The 25942-nt window shown below is 65.7% G+C and carries 23 protein-coding genes; 9 read left to right on the top strand and 14 right to left on the bottom strand.

Annotation, left to right across the window (positions count from 1 at the left end; genetic code table 11):
- Positions 1 to 22: 22 nt before the first annotated feature.
- Complete coding sequence (locus tag PV761_RS07030; RefSeq protein ID WP_347895453.1) at positions 23 to 1333, bottom strand: chromosome partitioning protein; 1311 nt, start codon at positions 1331 to 1333, stop codon at positions 23 to 25.
- Entirely contained in the window at positions 1330 to 1971 is a 642-nt protein-coding gene (locus tag PV761_RS07025; RefSeq protein ID WP_347895451.1) for a hypothetical protein, read from the bottom strand. The genes PV761_RS07030 and PV761_RS07025 overlap by 4 nt, the downstream gene beginning before the upstream one ends.
- A gap of 154 nt (positions 1972 to 2125) precedes the next feature.
- On the opposite strand from PV761_RS07025, the gene PV761_RS07020 reads away from it, so the two are divergent.
- A complete protein-coding gene (locus tag PV761_RS07020) occupies positions 2126 to 2341 on the top strand; it encodes a helix-turn-helix domain-containing protein (protein WP_028270184.1) in 216 nt (71 codons plus the stop codon).
- Positions 2342 to 2409: 68 nt separating this feature from the next.
- On the opposite strand, the gene PV761_RS07015 is transcribed toward PV761_RS07020, so the two are convergent.
- Positions 2410 to 2982, bottom strand: a complete 573-nt coding sequence (locus tag PV761_RS07015; RefSeq protein WP_347895448.1) for a hypothetical protein — start codon at positions 2980 to 2982, stop codon at positions 2410 to 2412.
- Positions 2983 to 3140: 158 nt separating this feature from the next.
- On the opposite strand from PV761_RS07015, the gene PV761_RS07010 reads away from it, so the two are divergent.
- Positions 3141 to 3902 (top strand): hypothetical protein, encoded by a 762-nt coding sequence (locus tag PV761_RS07010; protein WP_347895446.1) that lies wholly within the window; start codon positions 3141 to 3143, stop codon positions 3900 to 3902.
- 54 nt (positions 3903 to 3956) lie between these two features.
- Positions 3957 to 4409 carry an Rv3235 family protein gene (locus tag PV761_RS07005; RefSeq protein WP_347895444.1) on the top strand — a complete coding sequence of 151 codons (453 nt, stop codon included), beginning with the start codon at positions 3957 to 3959 and terminating at the stop codon, positions 4407 to 4409.
- 129 nt (positions 4410 to 4538) lie between these two features.
- Here PV761_RS07005 and secA read toward each other — a convergent pair whose 3' ends face one another.
- From secA to mtrA, 7 genes are all read right to left on the bottom strand, one after another.
- Positions 4539 to 7280 (bottom strand): preprotein translocase subunit SecA, encoded by a 2742-nt coding sequence (secA, locus tag PV761_RS07000; RefSeq protein ID WP_347895442.1) that lies wholly within the window; start codon positions 7278 to 7280, stop codon positions 4539 to 4541.
- Between the two features lie 70 nt (positions 7281 to 7350).
- Complete coding sequence (locus PV761_RS06995) at positions 7351 to 8598, bottom strand: crosslink repair DNA glycosylase YcaQ family protein (RefSeq protein WP_347895440.1); 1248 nt, start codon at positions 8596 to 8598, stop codon at positions 7351 to 7353.
- 49 nt (positions 8599 to 8647) lie between these two features.
- Positions 8648 to 9373: a ribosome-associated translation inhibitor RaiA gene (raiA, locus tag PV761_RS06990; RefSeq protein ID WP_028270189.1), complete on the bottom strand. Its 726-nt coding sequence runs from the start codon at positions 9371 to 9373 to the stop codon at positions 8648 to 8650.
- Between the two features lie 177 nt (positions 9374 to 9550).
- Positions 9551 to 10216 carry a phosphoribosyltransferase family protein gene (locus PV761_RS06985; RefSeq protein ID WP_347895438.1) on the bottom strand — a complete coding sequence of 222 codons (666 nt, stop codon included), beginning with the start codon at positions 10214 to 10216 and terminating at the stop codon, positions 9551 to 9553.
- Between the two features lie 345 nt (positions 10217 to 10561).
- Complete coding sequence (locus PV761_RS06980; RefSeq protein ID WP_347895436.1) at positions 10562 to 12283, bottom strand: LpqB family beta-propeller domain-containing protein; 1722 nt, start codon at positions 12281 to 12283, stop codon at positions 10562 to 10564.
- Positions 12280 to 14142: an MtrAB system histidine kinase MtrB gene (gene mtrB / locus PV761_RS06975; protein ID WP_347895480.1), complete on the bottom strand. Its 1863-nt coding sequence runs from the start codon at positions 14140 to 14142 to the stop codon at positions 12280 to 12282. Before mtrB ends, PV761_RS06980 begins: the two co-directional genes overlap by 4 nt.
- A 97-nt stretch (positions 14143 to 14239) precedes the next feature.
- Complete coding sequence (gene mtrA / locus PV761_RS06970) at positions 14240 to 14914, bottom strand: MtrAB system response regulator MtrA (protein ID WP_011692552.1); 675 nt, start codon at positions 14912 to 14914, stop codon at positions 14240 to 14242.
- A gap of 513 nt (positions 14915 to 15427) precedes the next feature.
- Here mtrA and PV761_RS06965 point away from each other — a divergent pair.
- From PV761_RS06965 to PV761_RS06940, 6 genes are read left to right on the top strand one after another with little or no spacing between them, the layout of a single operon-like run.
- Positions 15428 to 16579, top strand: a complete 1152-nt coding sequence (locus PV761_RS06965) for a glycerophosphoryl diester phosphodiesterase membrane domain-containing protein (RefSeq protein ID WP_347895433.1) — start codon at positions 15428 to 15430, stop codon at positions 16577 to 16579.
- Entirely contained in the window at positions 16576 to 17322 is a 747-nt protein-coding gene (locus tag PV761_RS06960) for a DUF4129 domain-containing protein (protein WP_347895431.1), read from the top strand. Before PV761_RS06965 ends, PV761_RS06960 begins: the two co-directional genes overlap by 4 nt.
- Positions 17319 to 18572: a DUF4350 domain-containing protein gene (locus tag PV761_RS06955; protein WP_347895429.1), complete on the top strand. Its 1254-nt coding sequence runs from the start codon at positions 17319 to 17321 to the stop codon at positions 18570 to 18572. The genes PV761_RS06960 and PV761_RS06955 overlap by 4 nt, the downstream gene beginning before the upstream one ends.
- Positions 18569 to 19597, top strand: coding sequence for a MoxR family ATPase (locus PV761_RS06950; protein ID WP_347895427.1), 1029 nt, complete (start codon positions 18569 to 18571; stop codon positions 19595 to 19597). Before PV761_RS06955 ends, PV761_RS06950 begins: the two co-directional genes overlap by 4 nt.
- 4 nt (positions 19598 to 19601) lie before the next feature.
- The gene (locus PV761_RS06945; protein ID WP_347895425.1) at positions 19602 to 20894 is read left to right on the top strand and encodes a DUF58 domain-containing protein; all 1293 of its coding nucleotides are present in this window, start codon (positions 19602 to 19604) and stop codon (positions 20892 to 20894) included.
- Positions 20895 to 20921: 27 nt separating this feature from the next.
- On the top strand, positions 20922 to 21635 hold the full coding sequence (locus PV761_RS06940; protein WP_028270195.1) for a DUF4166 domain-containing protein: 714 nt from the start codon (positions 20922 to 20924) through the stop codon (positions 21633 to 21635).
- On the opposite strand, the gene PV761_RS06935 is transcribed toward PV761_RS06940, so the two are convergent.
- The 4 genes from PV761_RS06935 to PV761_RS06920 form a co-directional block, all read right to left on the bottom strand.
- Complete coding sequence (locus PV761_RS06935; RefSeq protein WP_347895422.1) at positions 21632 to 22657, bottom strand: hypothetical protein; 1026 nt, start codon at positions 22655 to 22657, stop codon at positions 21632 to 21634. The two genes, PV761_RS06940 and PV761_RS06935, sit on opposite strands and share 4 nt — an antisense overlap.
- A 3-nt stretch (positions 22658 to 22660) precedes the next feature.
- Positions 22661 to 23089 carry a chorismate mutase gene (locus PV761_RS06930; protein WP_347895420.1) on the bottom strand — a complete coding sequence of 143 codons (429 nt, stop codon included), beginning with the start codon at positions 23087 to 23089 and terminating at the stop codon, positions 22661 to 22663.
- 136 nt (positions 23090 to 23225) lie between these two features.
- The gene (locus PV761_RS06925) at positions 23226 to 24920 is read right to left on the bottom strand and encodes an ABC transporter ATP-binding protein (protein ID WP_347895418.1); all 1695 of its coding nucleotides are present in this window, start codon (positions 24918 to 24920) and stop codon (positions 23226 to 23228) included.
- Positions 24917 to 25942, bottom strand: a complete 1026-nt coding sequence (locus tag PV761_RS06920) for an ABC transporter permease (protein WP_028270199.1) — start codon at positions 25940 to 25942, stop codon at positions 24917 to 24919. The genes PV761_RS06925 and PV761_RS06920 overlap by 4 nt, the downstream gene beginning before the upstream one ends.

Raw genomic sequence — 25942 nt, 5'->3', positions numbered from 1 at the left:
CATTGCAGCCCTTATGGCGAGCCTAGCCCTTTAGATGCCGCTTCGCTGTGGAAGAAAAGACAGAGGATCGGCGTTTTTGCTGGGCAGGTGCACAAACCAATGCGGAAATGGCGCGGCGTAGCCCGGACTCGGGTGCGGCCTCCAGCAGCAGACTCCCGGCGAGGAGCGCGGCATCACTTGCTGCACTGTCTGCCGGGAGGAATGCGAAGATCCCTTCTGACGGCCCGTATCTTTCCCATGCCTCGCGCAGCTGGCGCTCGGGGAAGCGTCCGGCGGCCGCGGCCCGAACCTTGTTCAGGACCACCTTCGGTGAAGCCTGCGGAACCGCTGCCTCGAGTTCAGAAAGGCCGCGGACGAGTCGCGGCACGCCGATGGAGTCGGCCGATCCCACGGCATAGACGGTGTCTGCAAGCTCGAGGCTCCGAAGCGTGGCGGCATTCCTGCGTGGAGCCATGGTGTCAAAGCTGAGTTCCTCGTCCGCTTCGAGGCAGAAGCCGGCATCCACAACGACGAAGTCCGCCACCTCCCTGGCCTTCTCAAACACAACACCCAGGGCTGCTGCGCGCAATTCCGTCCAGCGATCCGCACGTGTGATGCCTGTCAGGATCCGGAGCGTCCCGGACTTGAGGACGACGGGTGTGGCAATTTTCAGGAGCGCGCCGGCATCCAGTTGTCCGAGGTCGGCCAGCCGGCATGCCTGGGCGAGACCTGCGGATTCATCCAGCAGCCCCAGCATGCCCGCGACGCTGGCGCCATAGCTGTCGGCGTCAATCAGAAGAACCGAATTGCCTGCAGCGGCCAGTTCACCGGCCACATTGACGGCCAGCAGAGTCCGGCCGGGGGAACCCGTGGGACCCCAGACAGTGATGACCTGTCCACTGCCGGACGGTTCTTCCGGGACGGGATCGATCTCCTCCGGCACGGTCCGGATGGCGGCACCCGTGTCCGCGAATCCACTGTCCCGCCCCTGAAACGGCGTGGGACTGGCCCACCGGGCAACCGCGCCCGAGATCCTGCCCGCAAGTGCTGCCGAGTCAACCCCCGCCGGCGCTGCCGTGACACCGATCGCTGCCAGCCTCGCCGTTTCTTCTGCGCTGTCCGTCAATGCGATGACGACGACGCCCACAGCGGTGAGCCGGTCAACGAGCGAGGCCGTCAGTTCGTCACTGCCCTCCGCGACAACGGCCGCCCGGGCGAGGCCGCTCTGGCAAGCAGCCAGCAGCTCTGTCAGCTCCGAGCATCTCCTCACGACGGTGACCGGTCCATGGAGGCGTTCAAGGCCGCCGACCAGGTCCTCCCGGGACTGGCCCACCGTGACGACCGGAATACTCATGACGTTCCGCCCGGGTTCCAGACCACCGAAATCCTCGCCTTGTTCGCTTGGGCACCCAGCAGCCTTGGCATCTGCTCGTCAGTGACAAGGACCATGACCACCGTGGAGCGTGACGATCCCAGTGTGGTCGAACCCGGGGTGACTTCAGCGATCTCGGCCCCTGGAAGCAGCAACTTCGGCTCGCTGAAGCCGTTGCGGGCATCAGGCAGGGCCACCCAGACGTCAACCCGTGATCCAGCCGCGGCCTGTTCCGGCAGGGCTTCGTCGACAGTAATTGCGACCGGCTTACGGTTCAGCACATCGGGCTTGCCAAGGCTTCCCCGAGGGACCAACTGGTCCGGACCGATCCGCTGTACAGCGACCATGCCCTCGGGAAGTCCCGCCTCTGCGGTGACATAGTGGGATTCCACGTCGCCGAGCCTGACCTTCACTCGGTTGACGTTTTCGGCAGTGAGTTTTTCACCCACGGCGATCTGGCCCTTTGCCGCAAACACCTCGGTGGTCTGATCGGCGGCCCCGACCAGCGATACAACACCGGCCACGGAGGCCAGGACCAGCAGGAACCCGAGAAGGAGCCGCGGATCTTTCCAAGACGGCTTTTTGAGCCTGACTGCAGTGGCCGTCGTACCTGAACTCACGTACCCGCTCCCCCCATCGGTGCCGACGGACTGGTTGATGCGCCGGACTACCTCATTGTTACGGCAAACGGGCCTGATCAGAAGTCAAAAGAACAAACAACGTCAAACTGTGGATAACAGCACCACCCGACGCCAATGGTGGCAAAATAAAAGCATGCCCCGATTCCTCACCCTCGCAGACGTAGCCGAACAGCTGCAGATCAACTCCCCGGCGGCCTATGCGCTGGTGCGCAGCGGCGAACTCAAAGCCATCCAGGTGGGCGGCCGCGGACAGTGGCGCGTGGAAGAAAAGATGCTGGAACAGTACATCGAAGAGCGGTACGCGGAAGCCGAGCGCATGATCCAGGAAGCCAAGTCCAAGTCTGTCTGAGCTGGGATGCCGGGCGGGGCCGCGACCGTGCGCGGGTGTACACACCGCACCGCAGCGCAGGAGTGCGCTCACAGATCCGCTCCGCGTACCGAACGTAGTGCACCCAGCGAGGAAAAGGGTACCGAGGCAATCTGGCTGACGTTGGCGGCTCGGCGGACTTCTCCGGGCCTGGTCATGGCCAGATCGAAATAGTCCCGCCCCACGCGGTCGATAACGCCATTCAGTCCCGCCGCGCCCTGCGCGCCGCCGATGAGGACTACCGTCAGATCTGCCCTGTCTCGCGCCAGCCCGCGAAGGGCACTGGCCAGCCCCAGCTTTCGCCGGACGGATGACGGCTCCGCCATCGCCAACCTCCCCAGGCCGTGGTACCGGGAAACTGCAGCAAAGGGGACCAGCACCTGGTGGGGAGGATCGTTGAGCACCAGGCTCTCTCCGCCCACGTGACTCAAGACGCCCTCGAACACGGCCCCCGATCCCAGGTGAACCGCCACCCTAAGCCCCAACGAACCGCGCAACCTGTCGGCCAGCCCCACGCCTGCGACATCCGCCCGCGACCGTTCGGCGATTTCCGATTCGAGCTCCAGCCGGCCAACTGAGGCCAGCTGTGCCTCCAAGTCCTCAAACAAGGCGTCCCAACGCATGCCGCCAATCTAGGCGCGCACCGTGCCGCGGTCAATTCGCGGCCGGCCAATGCGACGAAAAAACAAATCACTGGACAAAAGTCGGAAAGTAAGTTCAAACTGGATTCAAATAGATCAAACAGCATCAAACACCATCAAATGACTTGAGGAGAGGGATTATGGAAGTTTCCCGCGGCAGGCTGCTCCGCTCGGACGCAATGCTGGCAGTGGCGATCCTGCTTCTCGGTCTCTTTCTGGCGGCAACAGGCGCCTCGCTGACGGAGCGATGGCAGCGATCATCTGCAAGGGAGCAATCACTGGCTTTCGAAGACCTGCTCGGATTCGTCGTCGCCACAACGGGACTCATCATTGTCGCCTGGTGGATCTTGTCGCTGGTGATTGCCCTAACATCCGCCGGCCTGGAACGGGCCGGAAGCCGCCGGGCCGCGGAGATCACCGGAAAATACAGTCCTGCCTTCATGCGCCGCCTCGCCCTCGCCGCAGTGGGACTTCAGCTGCTGGGAGCCCCGCTTGCCCATGCCGGCACGGTGAGTGCCGACCCTCGGTGGAGTCCAACCTCCCCACAGGCCACTGCAGCAGTGTGGATGCCCACCGAACAGGCGGCGTCAGCACTTCACCCAGGTCCCGGCGGCACGGATCCACGGTGGAAACCGAGTGCTCCTGTCGTCGGCCCGGGTCCAATGACGGCACATCCTGTGCGGTCGGCCCGCCAACACCCGGTTGACGAGGACGGATACGTGACGGTGGTGGCCGGTGACTCGTTATGGACCATTGCGGCCAACCAGCTGGGCGGCTCCGCTTCTGATCGCGACATCGCCCTGGAGTGGCCGCGCTGGTACGAGGCCAACAGGGCCGTTCTGGGTGACAACCCCGATTTCCTTCTTCCGGGACAGGTACTCCGGCCTCCGTCCACGTCCTAAATCCGCAGCAACCCTGAACCTTTAGATATCCGCCATCAATCAGAGGAAAACGTCATGAGCGCATTGCATCTGGTCCCCGCCCTGCCGCAGGCGGAACGCCCGGCAGCCAGCGGCCCGGTTCAAGCCACCGAGGGCCGCCGCGCCCTCCAGCTGGTGGATGAGAACAGGGAAATCTGTGCCATTGCCCGCGGGACGGTACAGGCCGCCATCGAGGTGCTGGCGGGCACTCGTCCCATCCAGCAGCTCTCACGCAGGCTTGACCAACGATGCCTGGCATCACTGCAGCACCGCGCCGCACTGACCCGACGGGTTGCGGCCGGACCGTCTCCGACAGCAGGGCGACTGCACCGCAATCCGGCCGTCCGCACGGTCCGCGCCTGCCAAGTCGCAGCGGGGATCTACGAGGCAAGTGCCGTCGTCGTGGATGAACTACGGGTCCGCGCCGTGGCAGTAAGGCTGGAGCGCAGCAACCAGGTGTGGCGGATCACCGCGCTGGAGATCGGCTGACGATTCTTTGCAAAGGTGCCGCCACACAACCCTGTCCCACCACCCCCTGCGAACACGGATGAGGACCGGAACAGTGGTTCCGGTCCTCATCCGTTTTCAAGGTGCGGCTGCTCCGGCAGCCGTCAATTCCTAGCGCTTCTTCTTTTTCGCAGCGGCCTTCCGGGTGCCGTCCTGGGCAGCGGTCTTGGCCGGGTTCCCTGAACGCCCGGAAGTCCTTCCCTCGACACGCGTCTGGCTGGCGCCGTCTTCTCCCGGTGCGGTGTACTGCAACTGCGCGGGCTTCTCCGGAGCTTCCAGGCCGGCCGCACGGATCTGCGGCTCGTGGTGCTCCGTGTGTTCTCCGGCGCCGTCGGCGACCACAACGTCTTCCGCAGGAGTCACCTCGACCTCAAGGTTGAACAGGAATCCGACGCTTTCCTCACGGATGGCCTCCATCATGGCCTGGAACATGATGAAGCCCTCCCGCTGGTACTCCACCAGGGGATCGCGCTGGGCCATCGCCCGAAGGCCGATGCCTTCCTTCAGGTAGTCCATCTCGTAGAGATGTTCCTGCCACTTCCGGCCGATCACGGACAGGACCACCCGGCGTTCGAGTTCGCGCATGCTCTCGGATCCGATGACCTGTTCCCTGGCCTGGTAGACCAGGCGGGCGTCGGAAAGAATCTCTTCCTTCAGGAAGTCCACCGTGATGCGGGACTTTCCGCCGGCCTCGTCGATGACGTCGTGGGATGTAACGCTGACGGGGTAGAGCGTCTTCAGGTTCGTCCAGAGCTGGTTGAAGTCCCAGTCGTCGCCGGTGCCTTCGGCGGTTGCTGCGTCGATGAGGGAAGTGATGGTGTCCTCGATGAAGTACTGCACTTTCTCGTGCAGGTCATCTCCCTCGAGGATGCGCCGGCGGTCACCGTAGATTGCTTCACGCTGGCGGTTGAGGACGTCATCGTACTTCAGGACGTTCTTGCGCTGTTCCGCGTTGCGGCCTTCAACCTGGCCCTGCGCGGACGCAATGGCCCGGGACACCAGTTTCGATTCCAGTGCAACGTCGTCCGGCACAGAACTGTTCATGAGCCGCTCGGCCGCGCCCGAATTGAACAAACGCATCAGGTCATCGGTGAGCGACAGGTAGAACCGGGACTCGCCGGGGTCGCCCTGACGTCCGGAACGGCCGCGGAGCTGGTTGTCGATGCGGCGCGACTCGTGGCGTTCCGTGCCCAGGACGTACAGTCCACCGAGGTTCAGCACTTCCTCGTGCTCGTCCTTGACTGCCTGCTTGGCCGCTTCGAGCGCAGCAGGCCAGGCTGCCTCGTACTCTTCCGAGTTTTCTTCCGGATCCAGGCCCTTGGCGGCCAGTTCGGCGACGGCGGTGAATTCGGCGTTGCCGCCCAGCATAATGTCCGTACCGCGACCGGCCATGTTCGTGGCGACAGTCACGGCTCCCTTACGGCCGGCCTGCGCGACAATCGCGGCTTCACGGGCGTGGTTCTTCGCGTTCAGGACCTCGTGCCGGATGCCTTCCTTGGCCAGCAGCCTTGAGAGGTACTCGCTCTTCTCCACGCTGGTGGTTCCCACGAGGACGGGCTGGCCCTTTTCGTGGCGCTCGGCGATGTCCTTGACGACGGCGTCGAACTTGACCGCTTCGTTCTTGTAGACCAGGTCAGACTGATCGATGCGCTGCATGTCCCGGTTGGTGGGGATGGCCACCACTCCGAGCTTGTAGGTGCCCATGAACTCCGCGGCTTCGGTCTCGGCGGTGCCGGTCATGCCTGAAAGCTTGTCGTACATGCGGAAGTAGTTCTGCAGCGTGACAGTGGCCAGCGTCTGGTTCTCCGCCTTGATTTCGACGCCTTCTTTGGCCTCGATCGCCTGGTGCATTCCCTCGTTGTAACGGCGGCCGGCCAGGATGCGGCCGGTGTGTTCGTCCACGATCAGGACTTCGCCGTCGAGGATGACATAGTCCTTGTCCCGCTTGAAGAGCTCCTTGGCCTTGATGGCGTTGTTCAGGAACCCGATCAGCGGCGTGTTGGCGGACTCATAGAGGTTGTGGATGCCGAGGTAGTCTTCGACCTTTTCGATTCCGGCTTCGAGCACACCCACGGTGCGCTTCTTCTCGTCGACCTCGTAGTCGGTGTCGGCCTTGAGCCGCAGGACCACCTTGGCGAATTCGCTGTACCAGCGGTTCGTGTCGCCCTGGGCCGGACCGGAAATGATGAGCGGGGTGCGGGCCTCGTCGATGAGGATGGAGTCCACTTCGTCAACGATCGCGAAGTGGTGGCCGCGCTGGACCAGTTCTGACTTGTCCCAGGCCATGTTGTCGCGCAGGTAATCAAAACCGAATTCGTTGTTGGTGCCGTAGGTGATGTCCGCGGCGTATTGCTCGCGGCGCACGGCCGGGTCCTGGTTGGACAGGATGCAGCCGCTGCTCAGGCCGAGGAAACGGTAGACGCGGCCCATGAGGTCGGACTGGTACTCGGCGAGGTAGTCGTTCACTGTGATGACGTGGACGCCGTTGCCGGCCAGGGCGTTGAGGTAGGCCGGAGCGGTGGCCACGAGGGTCTTTCCTTCACCGGTCTTCATTTCGGCGATGTTGCCCAGGTGCAGCGCCGCGCCGCCCATCAGCTGAACGTCGAAGTGCCGCATTCCCAAAGTCCGCGAGGAAGCCTCGCGGACGGCGGCGAAGGCCTCCGGCAGGAGATCGTCGAGCTTCTCGCCGTCCTGGTGGCGTCCACGGAGCCGGTCGGTTTCTTCACGCAGTTCGGCGTCCGTGAAGGTCTTGAAAGAGCTCTCCAGGGCATTGATGGAATCGGCATAGTTCCTCAATTGCCTCAGGGTTTTTTTGTCACCCGTACGGAGAAGTTTTTCGATAAGTGATGCCACGTGAAGTTGCTCCCAGTCTCAAGCTGCCGAATTCTGGCGTGTTCAGTCTACGGGAGTCACGCACGGCACGTTACGCCTGTTCCCTGAGAGCGGATAGTCCGGTTTCGTGGGCAGCGACGGCCTCGGCAAGGGAAGCGGCAAGGTCGCCGACCGGCGAGACAACCACAGCGTCAAGCCCCAGCCATTCGGCCATGAGGTGGAGTTCCGCGGCAAGTTCGACGGCGGTGTCGGCTGGGGCACCCGGTTCGGCATGCGCCGCCCTCGCCAAGAGCAGCCCGGCCGGCCTGTCGGCTTTGAGGTCCACCCGAGCGACGATGCCGTCCCGAAGGAGGAACGGGAGGACGTAGTAGCCGAAGCGCCGTTTGGCCTCCGGAGTGTAGATCTCGATCCTGAAGTGGAAGCCGAAGAGCTCCTCCAGCCGCCGACGCTCAAAGACAAGCGAGTCAAAAGGGCTCAGAAGCGCCCGCCCTGTAGCTGCGCGGGGCAGCCTGGCGTCAACGTGCCGGTACACCGGCCGGTCCCAGCCCCGGACCGACACCGGCTCAAGGGTGCCCCCGTCGACCAGGTGCTCCACAGCGGTGGCCGCAGCCTTCAGCGGCGTGCGGAAATAGTCGGCGAAGCAGCGGACGGTGCCGATGCCGTGGGCCCTTGCGGCGGCCTCGATGAGCCGGTCCATTGCCGCCGCGGGATCCGCGTCCTGAGCTCCGCCGCCGTCGAACGCGGTGTAGACCTTGGAGGACAGCGTGTAGCGGCGTTCGAACTGTTCGGTCCGGGAGGAGGCCGAGACAAGTCCTTCCTCGAACAGGTGCTCCAGGACCCGCTTGACCGCGTTCCAGTTCCACCCCCAGTTGTCCGTCCGACGGTCTTCGACGTGCCCGATCCGTGCGGTGAGTTCTGCGGCAGTCAGGGGTTTACTGCTGGCCAGCGCGCTGAGGACTTTCTCAGCGACGTCCGTGCGCAGTTCGGGATCCATGCCGGATGCGCCGACCCATTTCCGGTTCTGCCACAGCAGCAGGTCCGGAAAATGGTCCGGCCGGATGAAGCTCGCTTCGTGTGCCCAGTACTCCGTCATTCTGCGCGGATGCGTTGAGGCCATCCGGTGCAGAATGCCGCGGTCATAATTTCCGAGCCGGGAAAAGAAGGGCAGATAGTGGCTGCGGGACAGAACGTTGACGGAATCAATCTGGACCAGGTGGAGCCGGTCAAAGGTACGGCCCACCGCCCGTGCGCTCACGGGTCCGGCGGGCCGTCCTTTGTCCAATCCCTGGGCTGCCAAAGCGATCCGCCGCGCCTGGATAAGGCTCAGCGATGCGCCCATGTCAGTCCTTCCGTTGGCTGGTCAACACCAGCTTAGGCGGACGCGCGGCTTAAGGGCGCGCAGGTTCATCCTCCGAGCGGTAGGCGAGGATCTTTTCCTCGACAGCTGCTTCGCCCGGTTCGCACGTCTGGTCCAGGCTGATGACGCCGTAGGTCCACCCGTCGCGGCGGTACACCACGGACGGTGCTTTGGTTTCCTTGTCCACGAAGAGGTAGAAGTCGTGGCCCACGAGCTCCATGTTGTCGACGGCATCGTCGAGCGTGAGGGACGCCGCGGGGAACACCTTGCGGCGGATCAGAACCGGAGAATCCCCTGCGGGGATGTCGTTGTCGACCTCGTAGGGCGACTTTTCAACGGGCGCGGCCTGGGGCTCCTGGTGGTTGATGGCCTCCACATACAGAGGCTCGGTGGTGCTTGCCGGCTCAAGGCTGGCAGTTGCCTCGCGGACGGCCTTGGGTGTGTGCCGCCCGTGGTGGACCTTCTTACGATCCTTGGCCCGGCGAAGGCGCTCAAGAAGCTTGTTGTAAGCGAGATCGAACGCGGCGAACTTGTCGGCGGCGCTTGCCTCTGCACGAATGACGGGGCCGCGGCCCAAGACGGTCAGCTCAACCGTGAGCAAGTCTGCGGTCTGGCGGGCCTTGGTCTCCTTGGAGACCTTCGCGTCCACCCGTTGGACCTTGTCTCCCAGCGATGCGATCTTTGAGATCTTCTCGTCGGCGTATTCGCGGAAGCGGTCTGAAACCGTCAAATTCCGTCCGCTGATCATGAACTCCATGGTGCCCTCCAAATGACTTCGGTGACACGACGGCGGCACTTCCCGGGGCCGATCTGACTGACAGTCGAGCCCCTTTCCGAGCCGCTATCGACAGGTACAACTGATCTTGGTACCCACAACCGACGTTAGTTCATCGGTACCCGTTATTCACCTTTTCTTCATTTATTTTTTTCAATGTCAGCCGCCAGTCCCTGCTGTGGCACCGTGAACGGCCGGTGGGTCGGCGGCGTCGGGCGGGCGTGTCGCTGCCAGCACTACGGCACCCATCACAACGCCTCCCGCCCGGTGGACGGCACGCGCTGCTTCCGCCAGGGTGGCACCGGTGGTGAGGACATCATCCACGATGATGCACGGGCGTCCGCGGATGTCCGGCGCGAGCGGCGACAATCGTGCCTGCATGGACCCCCGGACACGTTTGGCGCGGGCACCCCGCCCGAGTCCCTTTTGACCTCCGGCCAGCGGGTGCGCTGGAACCAGCGCCCGGAGGCGTCCGGGCAGGTCATTATTGGAAGCTGCCCCTTCGGTAAGGGCACGTCCCTTGCGGAGTGCGTTGGTGAGGTTCCCGGCGCCGAGGCTCCCGCGGCGGTCCAAATTCCGCAGCAGGAGGTGCACGGGGCTGAAGCCTCGCTTCCTGAATGCGCTGTTGGTGGTGGGAACGGGTATCAGGCAGTATCCCTGCAAAGTTCCGGCCGCGCCGCTGATGGCCCGTCCCAGCGCCTTGGACAACACCGATCCGAGCTGCCCCTGGCCATGTTTCTTAAACGACAACACAGCTTGAGCGAGTTCCTCACGATAAATGCCTGCTGCGACGACGGGGAGGATCACCGAACCGTTCACATCCATGAGGGCAGGAGCCTGCCCCTCAGCGCGGAACGGAGTCCTCGTGAGGATACGCACCGCCCGCTCGCAGGGTCCGCACAGCGCAAAGTCCTCAGTCCCGCAACAGACGCATTCAACCGGCGCTGCCAGCGCCAGTAGCTCGCGGCCCGCCATGGCTGCACGGTCCGCGGCCCGCGGCCACCATTGTGAGTAGTCACTGCGGTGCTTTGCCGCAGTGGGTGCGGGCGGTTCAAGGTCCGGGTCCGGGCTTCTCTCCACACGCCAAGCCTCCAGGGCGGGCGGCTCCGCCGGAAGTGGCCTGTCCGCCTATGTGGATTCGGCGCCTATGTGGAAAAGGTACCGACGGCGTTAGCCGGGAAATGACGGGTCCACGGGCCCCTTCAGCTGGGGCGACCAGCCGTTTCCAAGGCGCTGGAAGATGCCGTCGGCGGACTGGCCGAAAATTTCCTCCGGGCCGTTGCCGGCGCTGATGGCCGTAAGCCCGGGCCAGGGCGCCAGCTGCTGGGGCTGTGACGCCGCCAAGGACAGCAGTTCGGGCGTCACATTCTCAGTTGCCGATGCTTTCATGACCGCGACGGTGGTGTCACTGACCCAGACGCCTCGGTCCGGATCGCGGTCGGTCAGGAGGGTGGTCGGGGCCGTGAGGTCGCGGGGAGTGCCGTCTGCCGTGCGGACGATTCCCGTCACCTGCACCCGCGTTTTTCCGTTTTGCTCAGAAATCACGAGTGCACGAACGCCTTCACGCGATATCCGGAATTCCTTGACGGTACGACCGGCCAGCCAGGCAGGGGCCAGCGTGACGGTGGGGATGTTGGCGCCCTCCGGAATTCCGGTGGGCCGGTAGGCAAGCACCTCCGTGGCCCCGTTGGCGCCGGGTCCGGCCGTCCAGACCCAATCCTGCTGGCCGAACGACGGGCGGGTGAGGGTGCTGCGGGTGGTCAGCGCCCGTGCCGGCTGTCCCGGCACGATGGAGTACAACGTGGTCCGGCTGCCGTTCAGGAACGCCGCCGACTGCGATATCGGCGATTCGGCAGGGGAAGCCGGGCCAAGGGCCCCCACCGGCTGAATGTCCGGGAGCGGCGAGATCCGGTTGTTTTCGTATCGGACCAGTTGGCCGTCGTTAACCGCGATCTGGCGGGCCGGCACGTTCTTGTCCCGGACAGGGGGCAGCACGGACCCGTTGTCCTCGACCCGGACAAGGTCCTGGTTCGCGCGCAGTTCGACGTTGACCACATCCGGCTGGCCGCGGAAGGAAAGGGCCAGTTGGGTCTGCATCCTCAGCCGATCCTCATTGGAGGCCTCCACGAGTTCCTTGGCTGACAGATCAACCTGCGCTGCGCCGGAAACGACCGGGACGGACTCCCGTGTCAGTTTCATCCCGGACGGGAAGGCACTGACCACGGCTCCTTTGAGGTACGGGGCAGGTCCGCTCAGCAAGGCGCTGGTCATCGCCTTGACCGTTTTCTTCTTGTTGAACCATCGGACGTCGGGCACGGCATACGTGAAGCCGGGATCGTAAAAATAGATGGGGTAGGCGCCGTAAATCACCTTGAATGTCTGCTCCGGGATGGCGATCCCGTCGGGAATGGCGGAGATGCGCCACTGGCCGTCCACCTGCGTCAGCGTGACCGGAATTTTCTCCTTGGTGCCTTCGGGGAACTGTGTGGCAATTCCGTCCGCGTCAACGGAGTAGGCGACGTCCAGTTCGTAGTTGTAGACGTTTTCCACCCCGGTGCGGACCACTTTGGTTGAGCGGAAGACCAGGGTCCGCTGGTCCGGTTTCCACGCAACAGAGGCTGCTTGAGTGAGGTATTCCCTCGCCACGGCGTAGTCGTCCTCGTAGCCACTGCCAGCGAGGTAGAAGTCTTCAATGACGGATTCGGGGCCGGCGCCTTCTCGCGGTGCAACGGGGAAGAAGACGGGCGCATTGTTTGGCTTGCCCGCGCTCTCGTCGGTGCTTTTCCCCACGGGCCCCGAGCGCGGAATCTGGGCGCAGGAGGTGAGCAGCAGGAGCAATACAGTCATCAAGGCCGCGGCCGCCGTGCCAAACCGCCGTGTGATACCGGTCATTTTGCTTCTTCCCGGCCCTCGCCGTGCTTCGACCCCGGAGCAGCTGCTGACGGCACGGCCGGCTGGGGCTCTGCCTGCCCTGTGGGCGGCCCGGCAGGACCGCCGTCGGCTCCTGCTTCCTCCGGGAGGGCTACGGTTCCAAACAGCAGCATGGTGCCCTGGCCCGATCCGCCCGGCAATTCGACGTCGGCCGGTTCCAGCTGGAGCGGCGATTTGGTGATCGCTTCGCCCTGCCGCAGGGGCAGCGTCAGCCGGAAGTTCGATCCAGTCCCCTTGCTGCCCCAGGCCTGGAGCCACCCGTTATGGAGTTTGGTGTCCTCCGCGGCGATGGACAGGCCCAGCCCGCTGCCGCCCGTGGTCCGCGCCCGGGCGGGGTCCGCACGCCAGAAACGGTCAAACACCCTGGCGGCTTCCGCCTGCGTCATGCCGATGCCGTGGTCGCGGACGGCCACCGCCACGGCGGTTTCGTTCGCTGCGACGGAAATGCTGACCGGTTTGCCTTCGCTGTGCTCGAGCGCGTTCAGCACCAGGTTGCGGAGAATCCGCTCGATGCGCCGGTCATCCATCTCCACGACGATGCTCTCTTCCCGCGAATTGATGGTGACCTCGGAACCGTACTCGGCCGCGACCGGCCCTGCATCCTCCACGACATTGGCCACGAGCTGAAGGATATCGGTGGGTTCGGCGTCGAGTACCGCCACGCCGGCATCGAAGCGTGAAATCTCAAGCAGGTCAGCCAGGAGCGACTGGAACCGTTCCACCTGGTTGTATAGCAGTTCCGCCGAGCGCTTGTTGATGGGGTCGAAATCGTGCCGTGCGTCGTACAGAACCTCGGCGGCCATCCGCACTGTGGTCAGCGGCGTGCGAAGCTCGTGGGACACGTCCGAGACGAAGCGCTGCTGCATCTGCGACAAGGTGGCCAGCTGTGTGATCTGTTCCTGCAGGCTGGCGGCCATGTGATTGAACGATGCGCCCAGCCGCGCCACTTCGTCCTCGCCCTTGACCACCATTCGTTCCTGGAGCTGCCCCGCCGCCAGCTTTTCCGACACCACTGCGGCGTGGCTGACCGGGCTGACCACGTTGCGCGTCACGTACCAGGCAATGGCACCGATGATCAGCACAAGTACCGCGCCGCCGGCCAGGAGGACGTTCTGTATTTCGTCGAGGGTCTTCTGTGCAGTGTTGAGGTCGTAAATAAGGTACAGCTCGTACACGGTGCCGTTGAAGGTGACCTTGTTGCCCACGGCGATGCCCGGCCGGTCCTCGGTTCCCACGGGGAACTCCGTGGATGCCCAGAACTGGTCCTTTCCGGACTCCTGGACGGCCTTCCGCAGCTCCGGCGGAATCACGCTGATGGTCAGCTGGTCCGAGGCCCGCGATTCCACCCAGCGGTTTCGGGGCTTGGTCTGCTCGGGCATGGCCTCAAACACGTAGCGCCGCTGGATCACGTTTCCGCGCCCCTCCACGGCATTCAAGGTGTCGTAGACCAGCGTAATGACGCTTGACTGGTCGGTGACCTGGGCGCCGTCGAACGTGTCCTGGACCTGTTTGACGTTATAGAGCGTCTCCGACTCCGCCTGCGTCAACCGCTCCTGGAACAGGTTGTTGGCGATCTGGTTCGACAGGTAGGCGCCAACTACTGCGAAAGAACCGATCGACAGCAGCAGCGTGGTGAGGACCGTCCGGAACTGCAAGGACCGGCGCCAGCGCCTGTGCAGTGCCCGCAGCAGGAAACGGACGCCCGGCAGGAGCCTGATCAGCCCGGTCCGGACGAGCCGCGAGACCCGGAGACCCACGATCCGGGCCCGGCGGACCCAGATCCGGGCACGGAACGGCAACCCGGAGAGCACACCTGCGATGGCGTCGGTGTGTTCCGGAGCGCTGTGGACGTGGGGGTGTTCCGTTTTTGGCGGTCGGGCTATCTCCGGCTCATTGCCGACGTCGCCGCTGGACGGTTCAGGAACCTGCTTTGTAGCCGACACCACGGACCGTCAAAACTACTTCGGGGGCTTCGGGGTCGCGCTCGATCTTGGACCTCAGCCGCTGGACGTGGACGTTCACAAGGCGGGTGTCTGCCGCGTGCCGGTATCCCCAGACCTGCTCCAGCAGCAGTTCCCGAGTGAAGACCTGCCACGGTTTACGGGCAAGGGCAACAAGCAGATCGAACTCGAGGGGCGTCAGCGAAATGCGTTCGTCGTTCCGGCTCACCAGGTGGCCAGCCACATCAATGGTGATGTCGGCGATGCGCAGCGTCTCGGGGGCCTTCTGGTCGCCGGGGCGGAGCCGGGCGCGGACACGGGCCACCAATTCCGCCGGCTTGAACGGTTTGGGAACGTAATCGTCCGCCCCCGATTCCAGGCCGCGGACCACGTCCGAGGTATCCGACTTGGCGGTCAGCATGACGATGGGCGAATCCGACTCGGCGCGGATCTGCCGGCACACTTCGATCCCGTCCATGCCCGGAAGCATCAGGTCAAGCAGCACGAGATCAGGCTTCGAGGAACGGAAGACTTCCAGCGCCTGCCCGCCGTCCGCGCAAAAGACGGGCTCAAATCCGTCATTGCGCAGGACAATACCGATCATCTCGGCCAGCGCTTCGTCATCGTCCACTACCAGAATGCGTGCCTTCATAGTTATATATTCGCCTATTGAATGGGCTTTGTCCCGTTGAGGGCCGACACGGCATGGCGCGGGGACCCGCCGCACGGGGCGCGCTTCCGACGGCGGGTCCCCGCCACAGCGGGAAGAATCAGCCGGAAGCTATGAGGCATGCAGGCAAAACTATAGGCTGGGAGCGGGCCGGACGGTGCAGTTCACCGCCGGTCCGGAGCGCCGGGCGGAAGTTGTGGCCGGGCGGCTCGCGGACAGCGTCTTTTGGGGAGGAACAGGTTGTCAGAGCAGGATCCGAACGCGTGGCCCGGGGAGGGCAAGCCGCAGCCGGTGCAGCCACTCCCCTGGGACGCACCCGCGCAGTGGAACGCACCGCCGCCCGCCTATGGCGGCCAGCCCCAGTGGGGCTCCCCCCATCCCGGAACGCAGCCGGCTCCTCAGCAGCCGTACGGTCAGCCAGGATACGTTCAGCAGCCGTACGGTCAGCCGGGATACGTTCAACCCGGATATGTCGCCCCGCCAGAGCCCGGCGTCGTGCCCCTGCGGCCCCTGTTGTTCGGCGAAATCCTGGACGGGTCGTTTCAGACCATCAGGCGGAACGCCGGGGCGATGCTGGGGGCGGCACTTCTTGCCCAAACCCTGGCAACCGTTGTCAGCGCAGTCGTTACAGCGGAGACCGAATCGCGCGGGCAGTCGATCGCGACGTGGGTGTCCGGCATGGCTCCCCCCGAAATGATCGGACTGGGCTTTGGCCTCCTCATCGGCGCCGCCGTCCTAGGACTCCTGTCCTTCTTCATCTCCATCGTGCTGCAGGGTGTGATGGCCGTTCCCGTGGCCCGGTCTGTCCTGAACTGGCGCACGGGATTCAAGGAGATGTGGAAGCTGTCGCGATCCAAAATCGGATCGCTGCTGGCTTATGGCGGGCTGCAGCTCCTGGCGGGCATCACCCTGGGCGTCGTGCTGGTCGGCGCAGTGGTGCTCCTGGTTGACGGCATGCGCGGATCGTCGGCATTGATCCTCGTCCCGCTGTTCCTCGGTTCCATGCTGATCGTGGTGTGGCTCTCCATCCGGCTCCTCCTGGCGCCGGCGGCGATCGTCGTCGAGCAGCTGGACGTCCTTGACGGCCTGCGGAGGTCCTGGCAGCTCACCCGTCACAGCTGGTGGCGCATCTTCGGCATCCTGTTGGTCATTTCCCTCCTGATCGGCATCATCAGCCAGATTGTGCTGCTCCCCCTCGGGCTCGCCTCCGGCGGGCTCTCCTCCGTTATCGCCCCGCACGGCGACGACGCCGGCCAGCGCGCCCTCGACGCGGGTCTCGGGATCGCTGCGATCATCGTCACCGCAGTGATCGGGGCTGTCGGCTACGCTTTCCAGACTTCCGTGATGGGGCTCCTCTATTTTGATCTCCGGATGCGCAAGGAGGGCCTTGACCTCGCCCTCCAGCGGCAGCTCGAATCGGGCAACGAGGCCGACGGCGTTCCGGGACGCGGTGTGGCCCCGGAAGTGAACTTCGCGGGACGACCTCCCACCGGCAACTGGCCCCAGCCGCCTTACGGACAGTCGCCTTACAACTCGCCTTACGCGCAGCCACCGTACAACCCGCCGCCGGGCTACAACCCGCCCGGCTCCAACCCTCCTCCGAGCTACGGGCCGCACCCAACCAATCCGCCGCCGGGCGCCGGATGAGCCGGCCAGGCCCATACGAGTCGGCATCCGAACTGGCGTCCGCGGCCTGGGTGGTCCTGCAGTCGACGTTGGACCGCGCGCAGGTTGTGCCTCCCGCTCCACCCGTGGAACCCGGCAGCGAGGAGGCCCGCAGGTGGGCCGCCGAAGAGCTCTCCAAACCCGTCTACCAGGACGCGCAGCCCGACTGGCTCACCGACCTCTGGAGGCAGTTCACTGACTGGCTGCGATCCCTCGGCAGCGGCGACCCTGCCATGGACAGCGGAGTTGCGGTACCGGCCATCGGAGTGACAATCCTGGTCCTCATCGCCGTCGCTGTCCTTCTCGCGCGCCCCCGGTTGAACGCCCGGCGCCGGCGCCCCGCCGGGGACGACGTGGACGCCGATCCTTCCGTCAGCCCGGCCGAATACCGGCGGCGCGCTGCGGCAGCCGCGGCGCGCTCCGAGTGGCGTACCGCCGTCGTCGAACAGTTCCGCGCCATGGTCCGGTCCGCGGAGGACCGCACGGTCATCGATCCCCTGCCCGGCCGGACGGCGGACGAGGTGGCCGGCCAGCTGGCCGGGGCCTTCGGCAGCCATGCCGCCGAACTCCGTCACGCTGCCGGCATCTTCGACGCTGCCCGGTACGGCAGTGCCGACGCCACGGCCAGCGACCATGCCGTGCTGGTTGCGCTGGATCAGCGCCTGGACGCAGCAAAGCCCGACTTCGGACAGCCTGCCGCAGACCGGCTGGTGCTGCCACGATGACGCCCGTCCTCGAATCAGCGAACCGGCCGGTAAACGACGGAGGAGCGGCCGACGGAGACGCCGCCAACGGCGCTCGCCCGGTCCGCCCCCTCGCCGCATGGATCCGCCGTCACCGGACGTGGACGGTGCTCATCCTGGTCTTTTCCCTTGGCGTGGGGCTGACGATCATGGCCCAGCTCTCGCCCCGCGGCGACAGCTTTCCCCTGTCCACACGCAACGCAGCTCCCGACGGGGCACGGGCTGCGGCCGAGATTCTGCGGAGCCGGGGGGTGGAAGTTCGCCAGACCGATAACTTCGGAGCGACAATGTCCGCACTGGATGACGCCGCCGAATCCGGCGCCCTTGAAGCAGGCGACGGCACCGGCACCACCTTGTTCCTCTACGATCGCAACGGCTACCTGGACCCCGTGCAGCTGCAGGAGTTGCGGCAGGCGACGGACCGGCTGGTGGTGGTCACTCCCCGGCTCAGCACGCTCAGCGCTCTTGACCGCGATATCAGTCCTGCCGGAGTGGTGCCGTCCGGAGTGGCAATCCTGGATCCCGGCTGCGGGCTCGACGATCCCGCGGCAGCCGGGGCCGTCACGGCGGAGTCCGCGTACCTGTACAAGGCCGACCTCGCCTGCTATGAGCCTGCCGAGGGCCTGGGCGGACTGTATGCCGCCAGTGACGATGGCAGTCTGGTGGTGCTGGGCAGCACCCAAGTACTCAGCAACCGCCGGCTCGATGAACACGGCAATGCGGCGTTGACGCTGAGGACGTTGGGGGCCTCGGACACCCTGGTCTGGTACCTTCCAGGGCTCGCTGATGTGGTCGCCGAGGACACACCCAAGACCCTTGACCAGCTCGCCGCGCCGTGGGTCGCCTTCCTCGGCCCCTGGCTGGCCCTGGTGGCCGTGCTGGCCATGGCCTGGCGGGGCCGGCGGCTGGGACCGCTGGTCTTCGAGCCGCTGCCGGTGGTGGTCAAGGCCGTGGAGACTGCCGAGGGCCGCGCCCGGCTGTACCACGACGCCCACGCCGTGGACAGGGCTGCTGACAACCTCAGGGCCGGTACGCTGGTCCGCCTCTCCCGGCTCCTCCGGTTGGGACCGGAGGCTGAGTCATCGGCAATTGTCGACGCCGCCGCACGGCACCTTGGGCGAACCCGCGAGGAGACCGCCCGCGTCCTCGAAGGCCGCCCCCGCTCGGAAAGCGAGCTGGTCCACTGGGCCCAGCAGCTGGAATCACTAGAGAAAGAGGTAACCGCCCAATGAGTGAGCAGACCAACGGATTCACCCAGGGCGGCCCCGGCGGTCCGGCCCTGGCAACGGCGGAGGAAGCACCCGGCAGCGATCCCGTCCGCCAGGCCCTCCTCAACGTGCGGCACGAGGTGGCCAAGGCGGTCGTCGGCCAGGACGCCACCGTCACCGGAACGCTGATCGCATTGCTGTGCCGCGGGCATGTCCTGCTGGAGGGCGTTCCGGGTGTGGCCAAGACCCTGCTCGTCCGGACGCTTTCCGCCGCCCTGAGCCTGGACACCAAGCGCGTGCAGTTCACGCCCGACCTCATGCCCGGCGACATCACCGGCTCACTGGTTTTTGACTCCCGGACTTCGGAGTTCAGTTTCCGCGAAGGCCCCGTGTTCACCAATATCCTGCTCGCCGATGAGATCAACAGGACACCGCCGAAAACGCAGGCGTCCCTGCTGGAGGCCATGGAGGAACGCCAGGTTTCGGCAGACGGCGTCTCCCGGCAGCTTCCCGTTCCGTTCATCGTGGCAGCCACGCAGAACCCGGTGGAGTATGAAGGCACCTATCCCCTCCCGGAAGCCCAGTTGGACCGCTTCCTGCTGAAACTTGCCATGCCGTTGCCGGGGCGCGCCGATGAAATTGAGGTCATCCGCCGGCACGCGGCCGGCTTCGACTCCAGGAACCTGGCCGCCGCCGGGGTGCGCGCGGTCGCGGGTGCGGCAGAGCTGGAGGAGGCGCGCGAGGCAGTGGCTGCCGTGGTGGTGGCGCCCGAAGTCGCCGCCTACATCGTGGACATCGCGAGGGCTACCCGTGCTGCCCCTTCCTTCCAGCTCGGGGTGTCGCCGCGCGGCGCCACCGCCCTGCTCAGTGCCGCCCGTGCGTGGGCCTGGCTGTCCGGGCGGCAGTTCGTGACCCCCGATGATGTGAAGGCCCTGGCCCTCCCCTGCCTGCGGCACCGTGTTGCCCTGCAACCGGAAGCACAGATGGACGGCGTGCATGTTGACGGGGTTCTCGCGAGCATCCTGGCAACTGTGCCCGTGCCCCGCTGACGCCATGGCCATTTCCGGACGGTTCGTACTTCTGGCCCTGGCAGGTCTGGTGCCCGTGCTGCTGCTTCCCGGCTGGGGCACGGTCCTGGTGGTCTGCCTGGTCCTGGGCGCACTGCTGCTGCTGGACCTTGCCCTGGCGGCGCCGCTGCGGAAGATCACCCTGGACCGCACGCTTCCCGGGAACGTCACGCTGACCGGCAGCTGCGAATCCGTCCTGACCATCGGGAACACCGGTCCGCGCCGGCTCCGCGCCCTGGTGCGGGACGCCTGGCAGCCGTCCGCCGGTGCGAAGGATCCGCGCCAGTTCATCGACGTTCCGGCCGGCGAACGGCGCCGGATGAAGGTGCGGCTGGAACCTGCCCGGCGGGGCGACCTCAAGGCGCCGCATGTGACCCTCCGGGCTTTCGGCCCGCTGTGGCTGGCCGCACGCCAGCGGACCCTCCGGTGTCCCGGCGCCGTGCGGGTGCTCCCGCCGTTCCACTCACGGCGCCACCTGCCGTCCAAGCTCCGAAAACTGCGCGAGCTCGACGGCAAGGCGGCGGTCCAGATCCGGGGTGCCGGCACCGAATTCGATTCCCTGCGCGACTATGTCCGCGGTGACGACGTGCGCTCGATTGACTGGCGCGCTACGGCGAGGCGGTCCGCCGTCGTCGTCCGTACCTGGCGTCCCGAACGGGACCGGCGCGTGGTCATCATGCTGGACACCTCCCGGACGGCGGCGGCGAGGATCGACGATGAACCCCGGCTCGATACCGGAATCGAGGCTGCCCTGCTGCTGGCCGTCCTTGCCGAACGCGGCGGCGACCGTGTGGATTTCTTCGCCTTCGACCGCCGGACGCGCGGCCGGGCAGGCTCCGCGTCGAAAGGAAACCTGCTGGGACAGCTCGTGCAGGCCATGGCCCCGTTGGAACCGGAACTCATTGAGCTGGACTGGAGCCAGGTCCCTGGCCAGATCCGGCAGATATCGGCGCACCGTTCGCTGGTGGTGCTGCTGACGCCGCTGGACAGCGGCGCACCGGAAGAGGGACTGCTGCCGATGGCTGCCCAGCTGGCGCAGCAGCATGTTGTGGTGGTTGCCTCCGTCCGGGACCCCATGCTCGGTACGATGCAGAAGGAACGTACGACGGCGGCACAGGTGTTCCGCGCGGCGGCCGCCCAACGGGCACTGCTGGAACGCGAAGCGGTCGCCATCCAGCTGCGCCAGATGGGGGTGGAAGTGGTGGACGCCGAACCCCACCAGCTGCCGCCCGCACTGGCGGACGCCTATATCCGGCTCAAGGCCGCGGGCAGACTATGAACGACGTGTCGAAACCAGGAGGCCAACGTGACAACGCCTATCTATGAACGAGCCTTGGGCAGTGACTTCGCCCGGCTGCAGCCCGAGCTCCAGGAGTACTTTTCGCTTGCTCCCGGCTCAGGCCGCTACGGCGTCGGAGAAGGGGTCTTCGACGTTGTGGGGTGCCGGCAGCAGTGGCTCCGTCCGCTGCTGCGGCTGACCGCCGGGGAAGAAGCATTCTTTCCGGAATACGGGGAACGTATTCCCTTCCGGATCGAAAACCACGCACACCTCGATCCGTTCGGCCGGTCAAGCCTCACCGCCAGGCGCGAGATCCAGTTTCCCGGCCGCACCCGGTTGTTCCATGACACCACCAGCTTTGACGACTCCCGGAGCAAGCCGGGGCTGGTGGACTACGTTGGCCGCTACCGGCGCCTGGTCACCGACCTCAACCTGAGCGTGACCGCCGAAGGCAGGCTCCGCGGCGTCTCCGAATCGTCCCGGCTGTTCCTGGGTGCCCTGCGCATTCCGCTGCCGGCGGCCCTGGATGCCAAGGCGTATGCGGAGCAGTGGTGGGAACCGGCGGAGGGCGAAAACGGCAAGCACCGGATCCAGGTGAAGGTGATCCAGCCGCAGCTGGGACTCGTCCTGGTGTATGCGGGCAGCTTCGACTACCGCCTTCGCTCCTACCCCGGCCAAACCGCAGGGCAGGGCCACCTCCCGGGCTACGCCCGGCCGGACCGGTGGGAGAGCCGCGTCTAGCCGAGTGCCAGCTGGTTGAGCCCGTCCGCCACCTGGGTGAGCCGGGTCAGCACCGCAGTGGCGGACGACGGCGTGTGCCCGGCCAGCCCCCCGGAAGGCGTCACCCGGATGGAGCCGAGTGACGAGGCGGGCAGCCCCAGCTGGCGCCAGGGCCGCCAGACGTTCTCCACTGCTTCCTGTACCCGGGGCAGTGCCGCTGACGGGTTGCCCGCGGCCACGACCCCGGCCCACAGGCTCTTGCCGGCTTCGACCGCGCCGGCTAGCTGTTCCCACTGGCGGGAGGTGAGCGCCTTGAGCGGGACGGCTATCCCGTCCGCGCCCGATGAGAGAATACGGTCGAAGGGCGCCTCTATTTCGTCAACCGCGATCACCGTTTCGACGGCACCGGCTGCCCTGGCCGCATCGATGACCAGGCGCCACGCCTCGGTCACTTCCTGCCCCGGGACGGCCCGCAGGGTCCGGTAGCCGCTGGATGTGGGAATGGTTCCGGCGAGGACCGCCGCAATATCAGGTTCGTCGATCTGAACCACCAGCCGCGCCCCGGGCACAGCCGTACCGACGCGGGCCAGTAAATCACCGATGCCGGCGGCCAGTGATGCGGCGATATCGCGTCGGGCGCCGTAGTCGAGCAGGGCACGTTCACCGTTGTGGAGGTGGAGGCCCGCGGCCAGGCTCAACGGTCCGCGCAGGTGGACCTTGAAGTCGCGGGCCGGGCTTTCTTCCGTCCCGGCAACGTCGGCAAGGACGTTGATGTCCGTTGACAGCGCCGACTTCGCCCGCATGAGGTCTTTCCCCGGACGATCCACAATCCGCCATCCGTGGGGCTGGACGTCGACGGCCAGGTCCACCAGCAGTGACGCGGTCCGGCCGAGTGCATCGGAGCCGACGCCGCGGTCCGGAAGCTCCACGAGGAACGGCAGGTGCGGGTTCCCGAGTTCGCCGCGGACAATCCGCGTCGCCTCCAACGGATCGTCACCGGGCCACGGGCCCAGGGCGGTGGCAGTTACTTGCGATTCCGGCATGGCCTAGGCGTCGACGGCGGTTGACGGCGCCGGCCGGCTGGCGGCGGACCCGTTGTTCTCGGCGGCCTGGTGGTCTTCGGCGATAGCTTCGTGGTGCCGGATGACCTCACCGATGATGAAGTTCAGGAATTTCTCCGCAAATGCCGGATCGAGGTGGGCTTCCTCCGCGAGGCGGCGCAGCCGCGCAATCTGGGCGGTCTCCCGGCCCGGGTCCCCGGCAGGCAGCCTGTGCGTTGCCTTGAGGAACCCGACCTTCTGCGTGGCCTTGAACCGTTCGGCAAGGAGAAAGACGAGCGTCGCGTCGATGTTGTCGATACTGGACCGGATGGACAGCAGTTCCGCCATGACCGATTGGTCCACTTGTCCGGCCAATGAGCTGGCTGAGGGGTCGTAGGATTCGGCGTCTGGAAGATCTTGGTTCTGCTCGGTCATGCTCCCAGTCTATGGGCACCCCGCCAATTCCCTGTGGCTGTTAAGCGTCCCCGCAACGTTCCAGCGGGAGGTTGCCCGGGGACGGAAATGCCCGCCGTCCGGAACGGACGGCGGGCATTTCCACTACGAAGCGGAACTAACCGGCCAGCAGCGCGCGGTTGGCTTCCCGGCGCTTGGCCTGTTCGTCCGGATCAGGGACGGGCAGCGAGGCGATCAGCCGGCGCGTGTAGTCGTGCTGGGGTGCGCCCATCACCTGGGTGCCCAGCCCCTGCTCCACGAGCTTGCCCTTGTAGAGCACACCGACCCAGTGGGACAGGATGTCGACTACCGCGAGGTCGTGGCTGATGAACAGCGCGGCGAACCCGAACTCCGCCTGGATGTCCTTGAACAGTTCCAGCACCACAGCCTGGACGGAAACATCCAGCGCCGAAGTGGGTTCGTCGGCAATCAGCAGCTTCGGGTTCAGGATCAGTGCCCTGGCCAGTGATGCCCGCTGCCGCTGTCCGCCGGACAGTTCGTGCGGGAACCGGTCAGCGTACGACGCCGGCAGCTGCACCGATTCGAGCAGCTCACCCACGCGTTTCCTCGCCTGCGCCGGCGAGGGATTGCTGTGGATGATGAGCGGCTCGGCAACGCAGTCACCGATGGTCAGTTGCGGGTTGAAGGATGCCGCCGGGTCCTGGAACACGAAACCGATTTCCTTGCGGAGGGGCTTGAACGTCCGCTCTTTGAGGTTCAGCATCTCGTAGCCCAGCACCTTCAGGCTGCCGCCCGTGGTGCGGTTGAGGCCCGCGATCGCGCGTCCGATAGTGGTCTTGCCCGATCCCGATTCGCCGACCAGGCCGAAGACCTCACCCTCGGACAGCGTAAAGCTCACGCCGTCCACGGCTTTGAAGCCGGGGCTGCCCAGCCGGCCGGGGTATTCGATGGTGAGGCCCTTGGCTTCCACCAGGACTTTGCCGCCCTGGTGGGCCCGCGCCGTCAGTCCCTCCGACGCGGAGTTCCGGCCCAGGTGCGGCACCGCCGCCAAAAGCTTCCGCGTGTACTCCTGCTTCGGCTCAGCGAACAGCACCTTGGCGGTTGCCTCCTCGACGACGTCGCCCTGGTACATCACCACCACCCGGTCGGCCAGATCGGCCACTACCCCCATGTTGTGGGTGATGAGCACGATCGAGGTGCCGTACTTGTCCCGCAGGTCCCTAAGCAGCTGGAGGATCTCAGCCTGGACGGTGACGTCCAGGGCTGTTGTGGGTTCATCGGCGACGATCAGCCCCGGATTGAGTGCCAGCGCGGCCGCAATAACGACACGCTGTTTCTGGCCTCCGGAAAACTGGTGGGGGTAGTAGTCCACGCGGTTTTCGGGGTCCGGGATGCCCACTTTCCGGAGGGCTTCGATGGCCCGGGATTTGGCTTCCTTGGCGGACACCTTGCCGCCCTTGCCCTGCGCATGGGCACGGATGCCTTCAGCGATCTGCCACCCCACGGTGAAGACGGGGTTCAGCGCCGTGGACGGTTCCTGGAAGACCATGGCAACGTCCCGGCCGCGGATCTGCCGCAGCTTGGCCGCGCTGACGCTGATGACGTTGTTCCCGTTGATCAGCACCGCACCGGAGCTGATGGCGGTCTCCGGGAGGAGGCCGAGGATGGTTTTGGCGGTGACGGTCTTGCCGGAGCCGGACTCGCCGACGATCGCCACCACTTCGCCCGGCCTGACCTCGAGGCTGACGTCCTTGACTGCATAGACGTCCCCGGCATCGGTGGCGAAAGTGACCTTGAGGTGGTCAATATCCAGGACCGGGCCGGTGCCGCGCTTGTCGATGTTGGTAGTCATGAACTGCTCACTTCTGCTTGGATTCCTGCCTTCGCGGCTGCGTTCGAATCGGGCCCGCCCTTGCCGGAAGCGGCCTTCTTGCGTCCGCGCAGACGCGGATCGTTAAGATCGTTGATGCTCTCACCCATAAGGGTGAGGCCCACGACGGTCAGCACGATGGCGAGGCCCGGGAAGACGCCGGTCCACCAGATGCCGGACGTGGTGTCGGCCAGCGCCTGCTTGAGGTCGAAGCCCCACTCGGCCGCCGAGCTCGGTTCGATGCCGAAGCCCAGGAATCCGAGTCCGGCCATGGTCAGGATGGCTTCGGAGGCGTTGAGCGTGAAAATCAGCGGCAGGGTGCGGGTGGCGTTCTTGTAGATGTGCCGGCTCATGATGCGGATGTCCGACGCCCCGACTACTTTGGCCGCTTCCACGAAGGGTTCGGCCTTGAGGCGGATGGTTTCTGCCCTGATCACCCGGAAGTACTGCGGGATGAAGACCACGGTGATGGAGATTGCCGCGGCCATGATGCCGCCCAGCAGGCTGGATTGCCCGCCACTAATGACGATGGCCATGACAATGGCCACCAGCAGGGAGGGGAAAGCGTAGATGGCATCCGCGACGACGACGAGGATCCGGTCGAGCCAGCCGCCGATGTAGCCGCTGACGAGTCCGAGGATGACGCCGATGAAGATCGACATCAGGACGGCGACAACGATCACCATGATGGCCGTTTGCGTACCCCAGATGACCCTGGACAGTACGTCGTAGCCGCCCACCGTGGTCCCCAGCAGGTGCTTTCCACCGGGTGCCTGCTGTGCGGGGAAACTGCCGTCGGCGTCCGAGAGCTGGGCGTAACCGTAGGGAGCCAGGAGTGGCGCGAAAATGGCTGTCAACACAAAGGCGGTGGTCAGGATGAGTCCTGCCACCAGCATTCCGCGCTGCAGGCCCACGCTCTTGTTGAAGTGCGAGATGACCGGCAGCCGGCGGAACAGGGGAGCCCGTGGATCCGCAGCAGGTTCAACAGTTGTAGGAGTGCTCAT

The organism is Arthrobacter sp. CC3 (assembly GCF_039907775.1).
Lineage (GTDB): Bacteria > Actinomycetota > Actinomycetes > Actinomycetales > Micrococcaceae > Arthrobacter.
The sequence above is the reverse complement of the archived record's forward strand: the minus strand, read 5'-3'. Positions and strand labels throughout refer to the sequence as shown.

Coding starts and splice junctions, on each gene's coding strand:
- PV761_RS07030 (WP_347895453.1), bottom strand. CDS start 1,333: ATGAGTATTCCGGTCGTCACGGTGGGCCAGTCCCGGGAGGACCTGGTC.
- PV761_RS07020 (WP_028270184.1), top strand. CDS start 2,126: ATGCCCCGATTCCTCACCCTCGCAGACGTAGCCGAACAGCTGCAGATC.
- PV761_RS07015 (WP_347895448.1), bottom strand. CDS start 2,982: ATGCGTTGGGACGCCTTGTTTGAGGACTTGGAGGCACAGCTGGCCTCA.
- PV761_RS07010 (WP_347895446.1), top strand. CDS start 3,141: ATGGAAGTTTCCCGCGGCAGGCTGCTCCGCTCGGACGCAATGCTGGCA.
- PV761_RS07005 (WP_347895444.1), top strand. CDS start 3,957: ATGAGCGCATTGCATCTGGTCCCCGCCCTGCCGCAGGCGGAACGCCCG.
- PV761_RS06995 (WP_347895440.1), bottom strand. CDS start 8,598: ATGGGCGCATCGCTGAGCCTTATCCAGGCGCGGCGGATCGCTTTGGCA.
- raiA (WP_028270189.1), bottom strand. CDS start 9,373: ATGGAGTTCATGATCAGCGGACGGAATTTGACGGTTTCAGACCGCTTC.
- PV761_RS06985 (WP_347895438.1), bottom strand. CDS start 10,216: ATGGATGTGAACGGTTCGGTGATCCTCCCCGTCGTCGCAGCAGGCATT.
- PV761_RS06980 (WP_347895436.1), bottom strand. CDS start 12,283: ATGACCGGTATCACACGGCGGTTTGGCACGGCGGCCGCGGCCTTGATG.
- mtrA (WP_011692552.1), bottom strand. CDS start 14,914: ATGAAGGCACGCATTCTGGTAGTGGACGATGACGAAGCGCTGGCCGAG.
- PV761_RS06960 (WP_347895431.1), top strand. CDS start 16,576: ATGAGCCGGCCAGGCCCATACGAGTCGGCATCCGAACTGGCGTCCGCG.
- PV761_RS06955 (WP_347895429.1), top strand. CDS start 17,319: ATGACGCCCGTCCTCGAATCAGCGAACCGGCCGGTAAACGACGGAGGA.
- PV761_RS06950 (WP_347895427.1), top strand. CDS start 18,569: ATGAGTGAGCAGACCAACGGATTCACCCAGGGCGGCCCCGGCGGTCCG.
- PV761_RS06945 (WP_347895425.1), top strand. CDS start 19,602: ATGGCCATTTCCGGACGGTTCGTACTTCTGGCCCTGGCAGGTCTGGTG.
- PV761_RS06935 (WP_347895422.1), bottom strand. CDS start 22,657: ATGCCGGAATCGCAAGTAACTGCCACCGCCCTGGGCCCGTGGCCCGGT.
- PV761_RS06930 (WP_347895420.1), bottom strand. CDS start 23,089: ATGACCGAGCAGAACCAAGATCTTCCAGACGCCGAATCCTACGACCCC.
- PV761_RS06925 (WP_347895418.1), bottom strand. CDS start 24,920: ATGACTACCAACATCGACAAGCGCGGCACCGGCCCGGTCCTGGATATT.
- PV761_RS06920 (WP_028270199.1), bottom strand. CDS start 25,942: ATGAGCACTCCTACAACTGTTGAACCTGCTGCGGATCCACGGGCTCCC.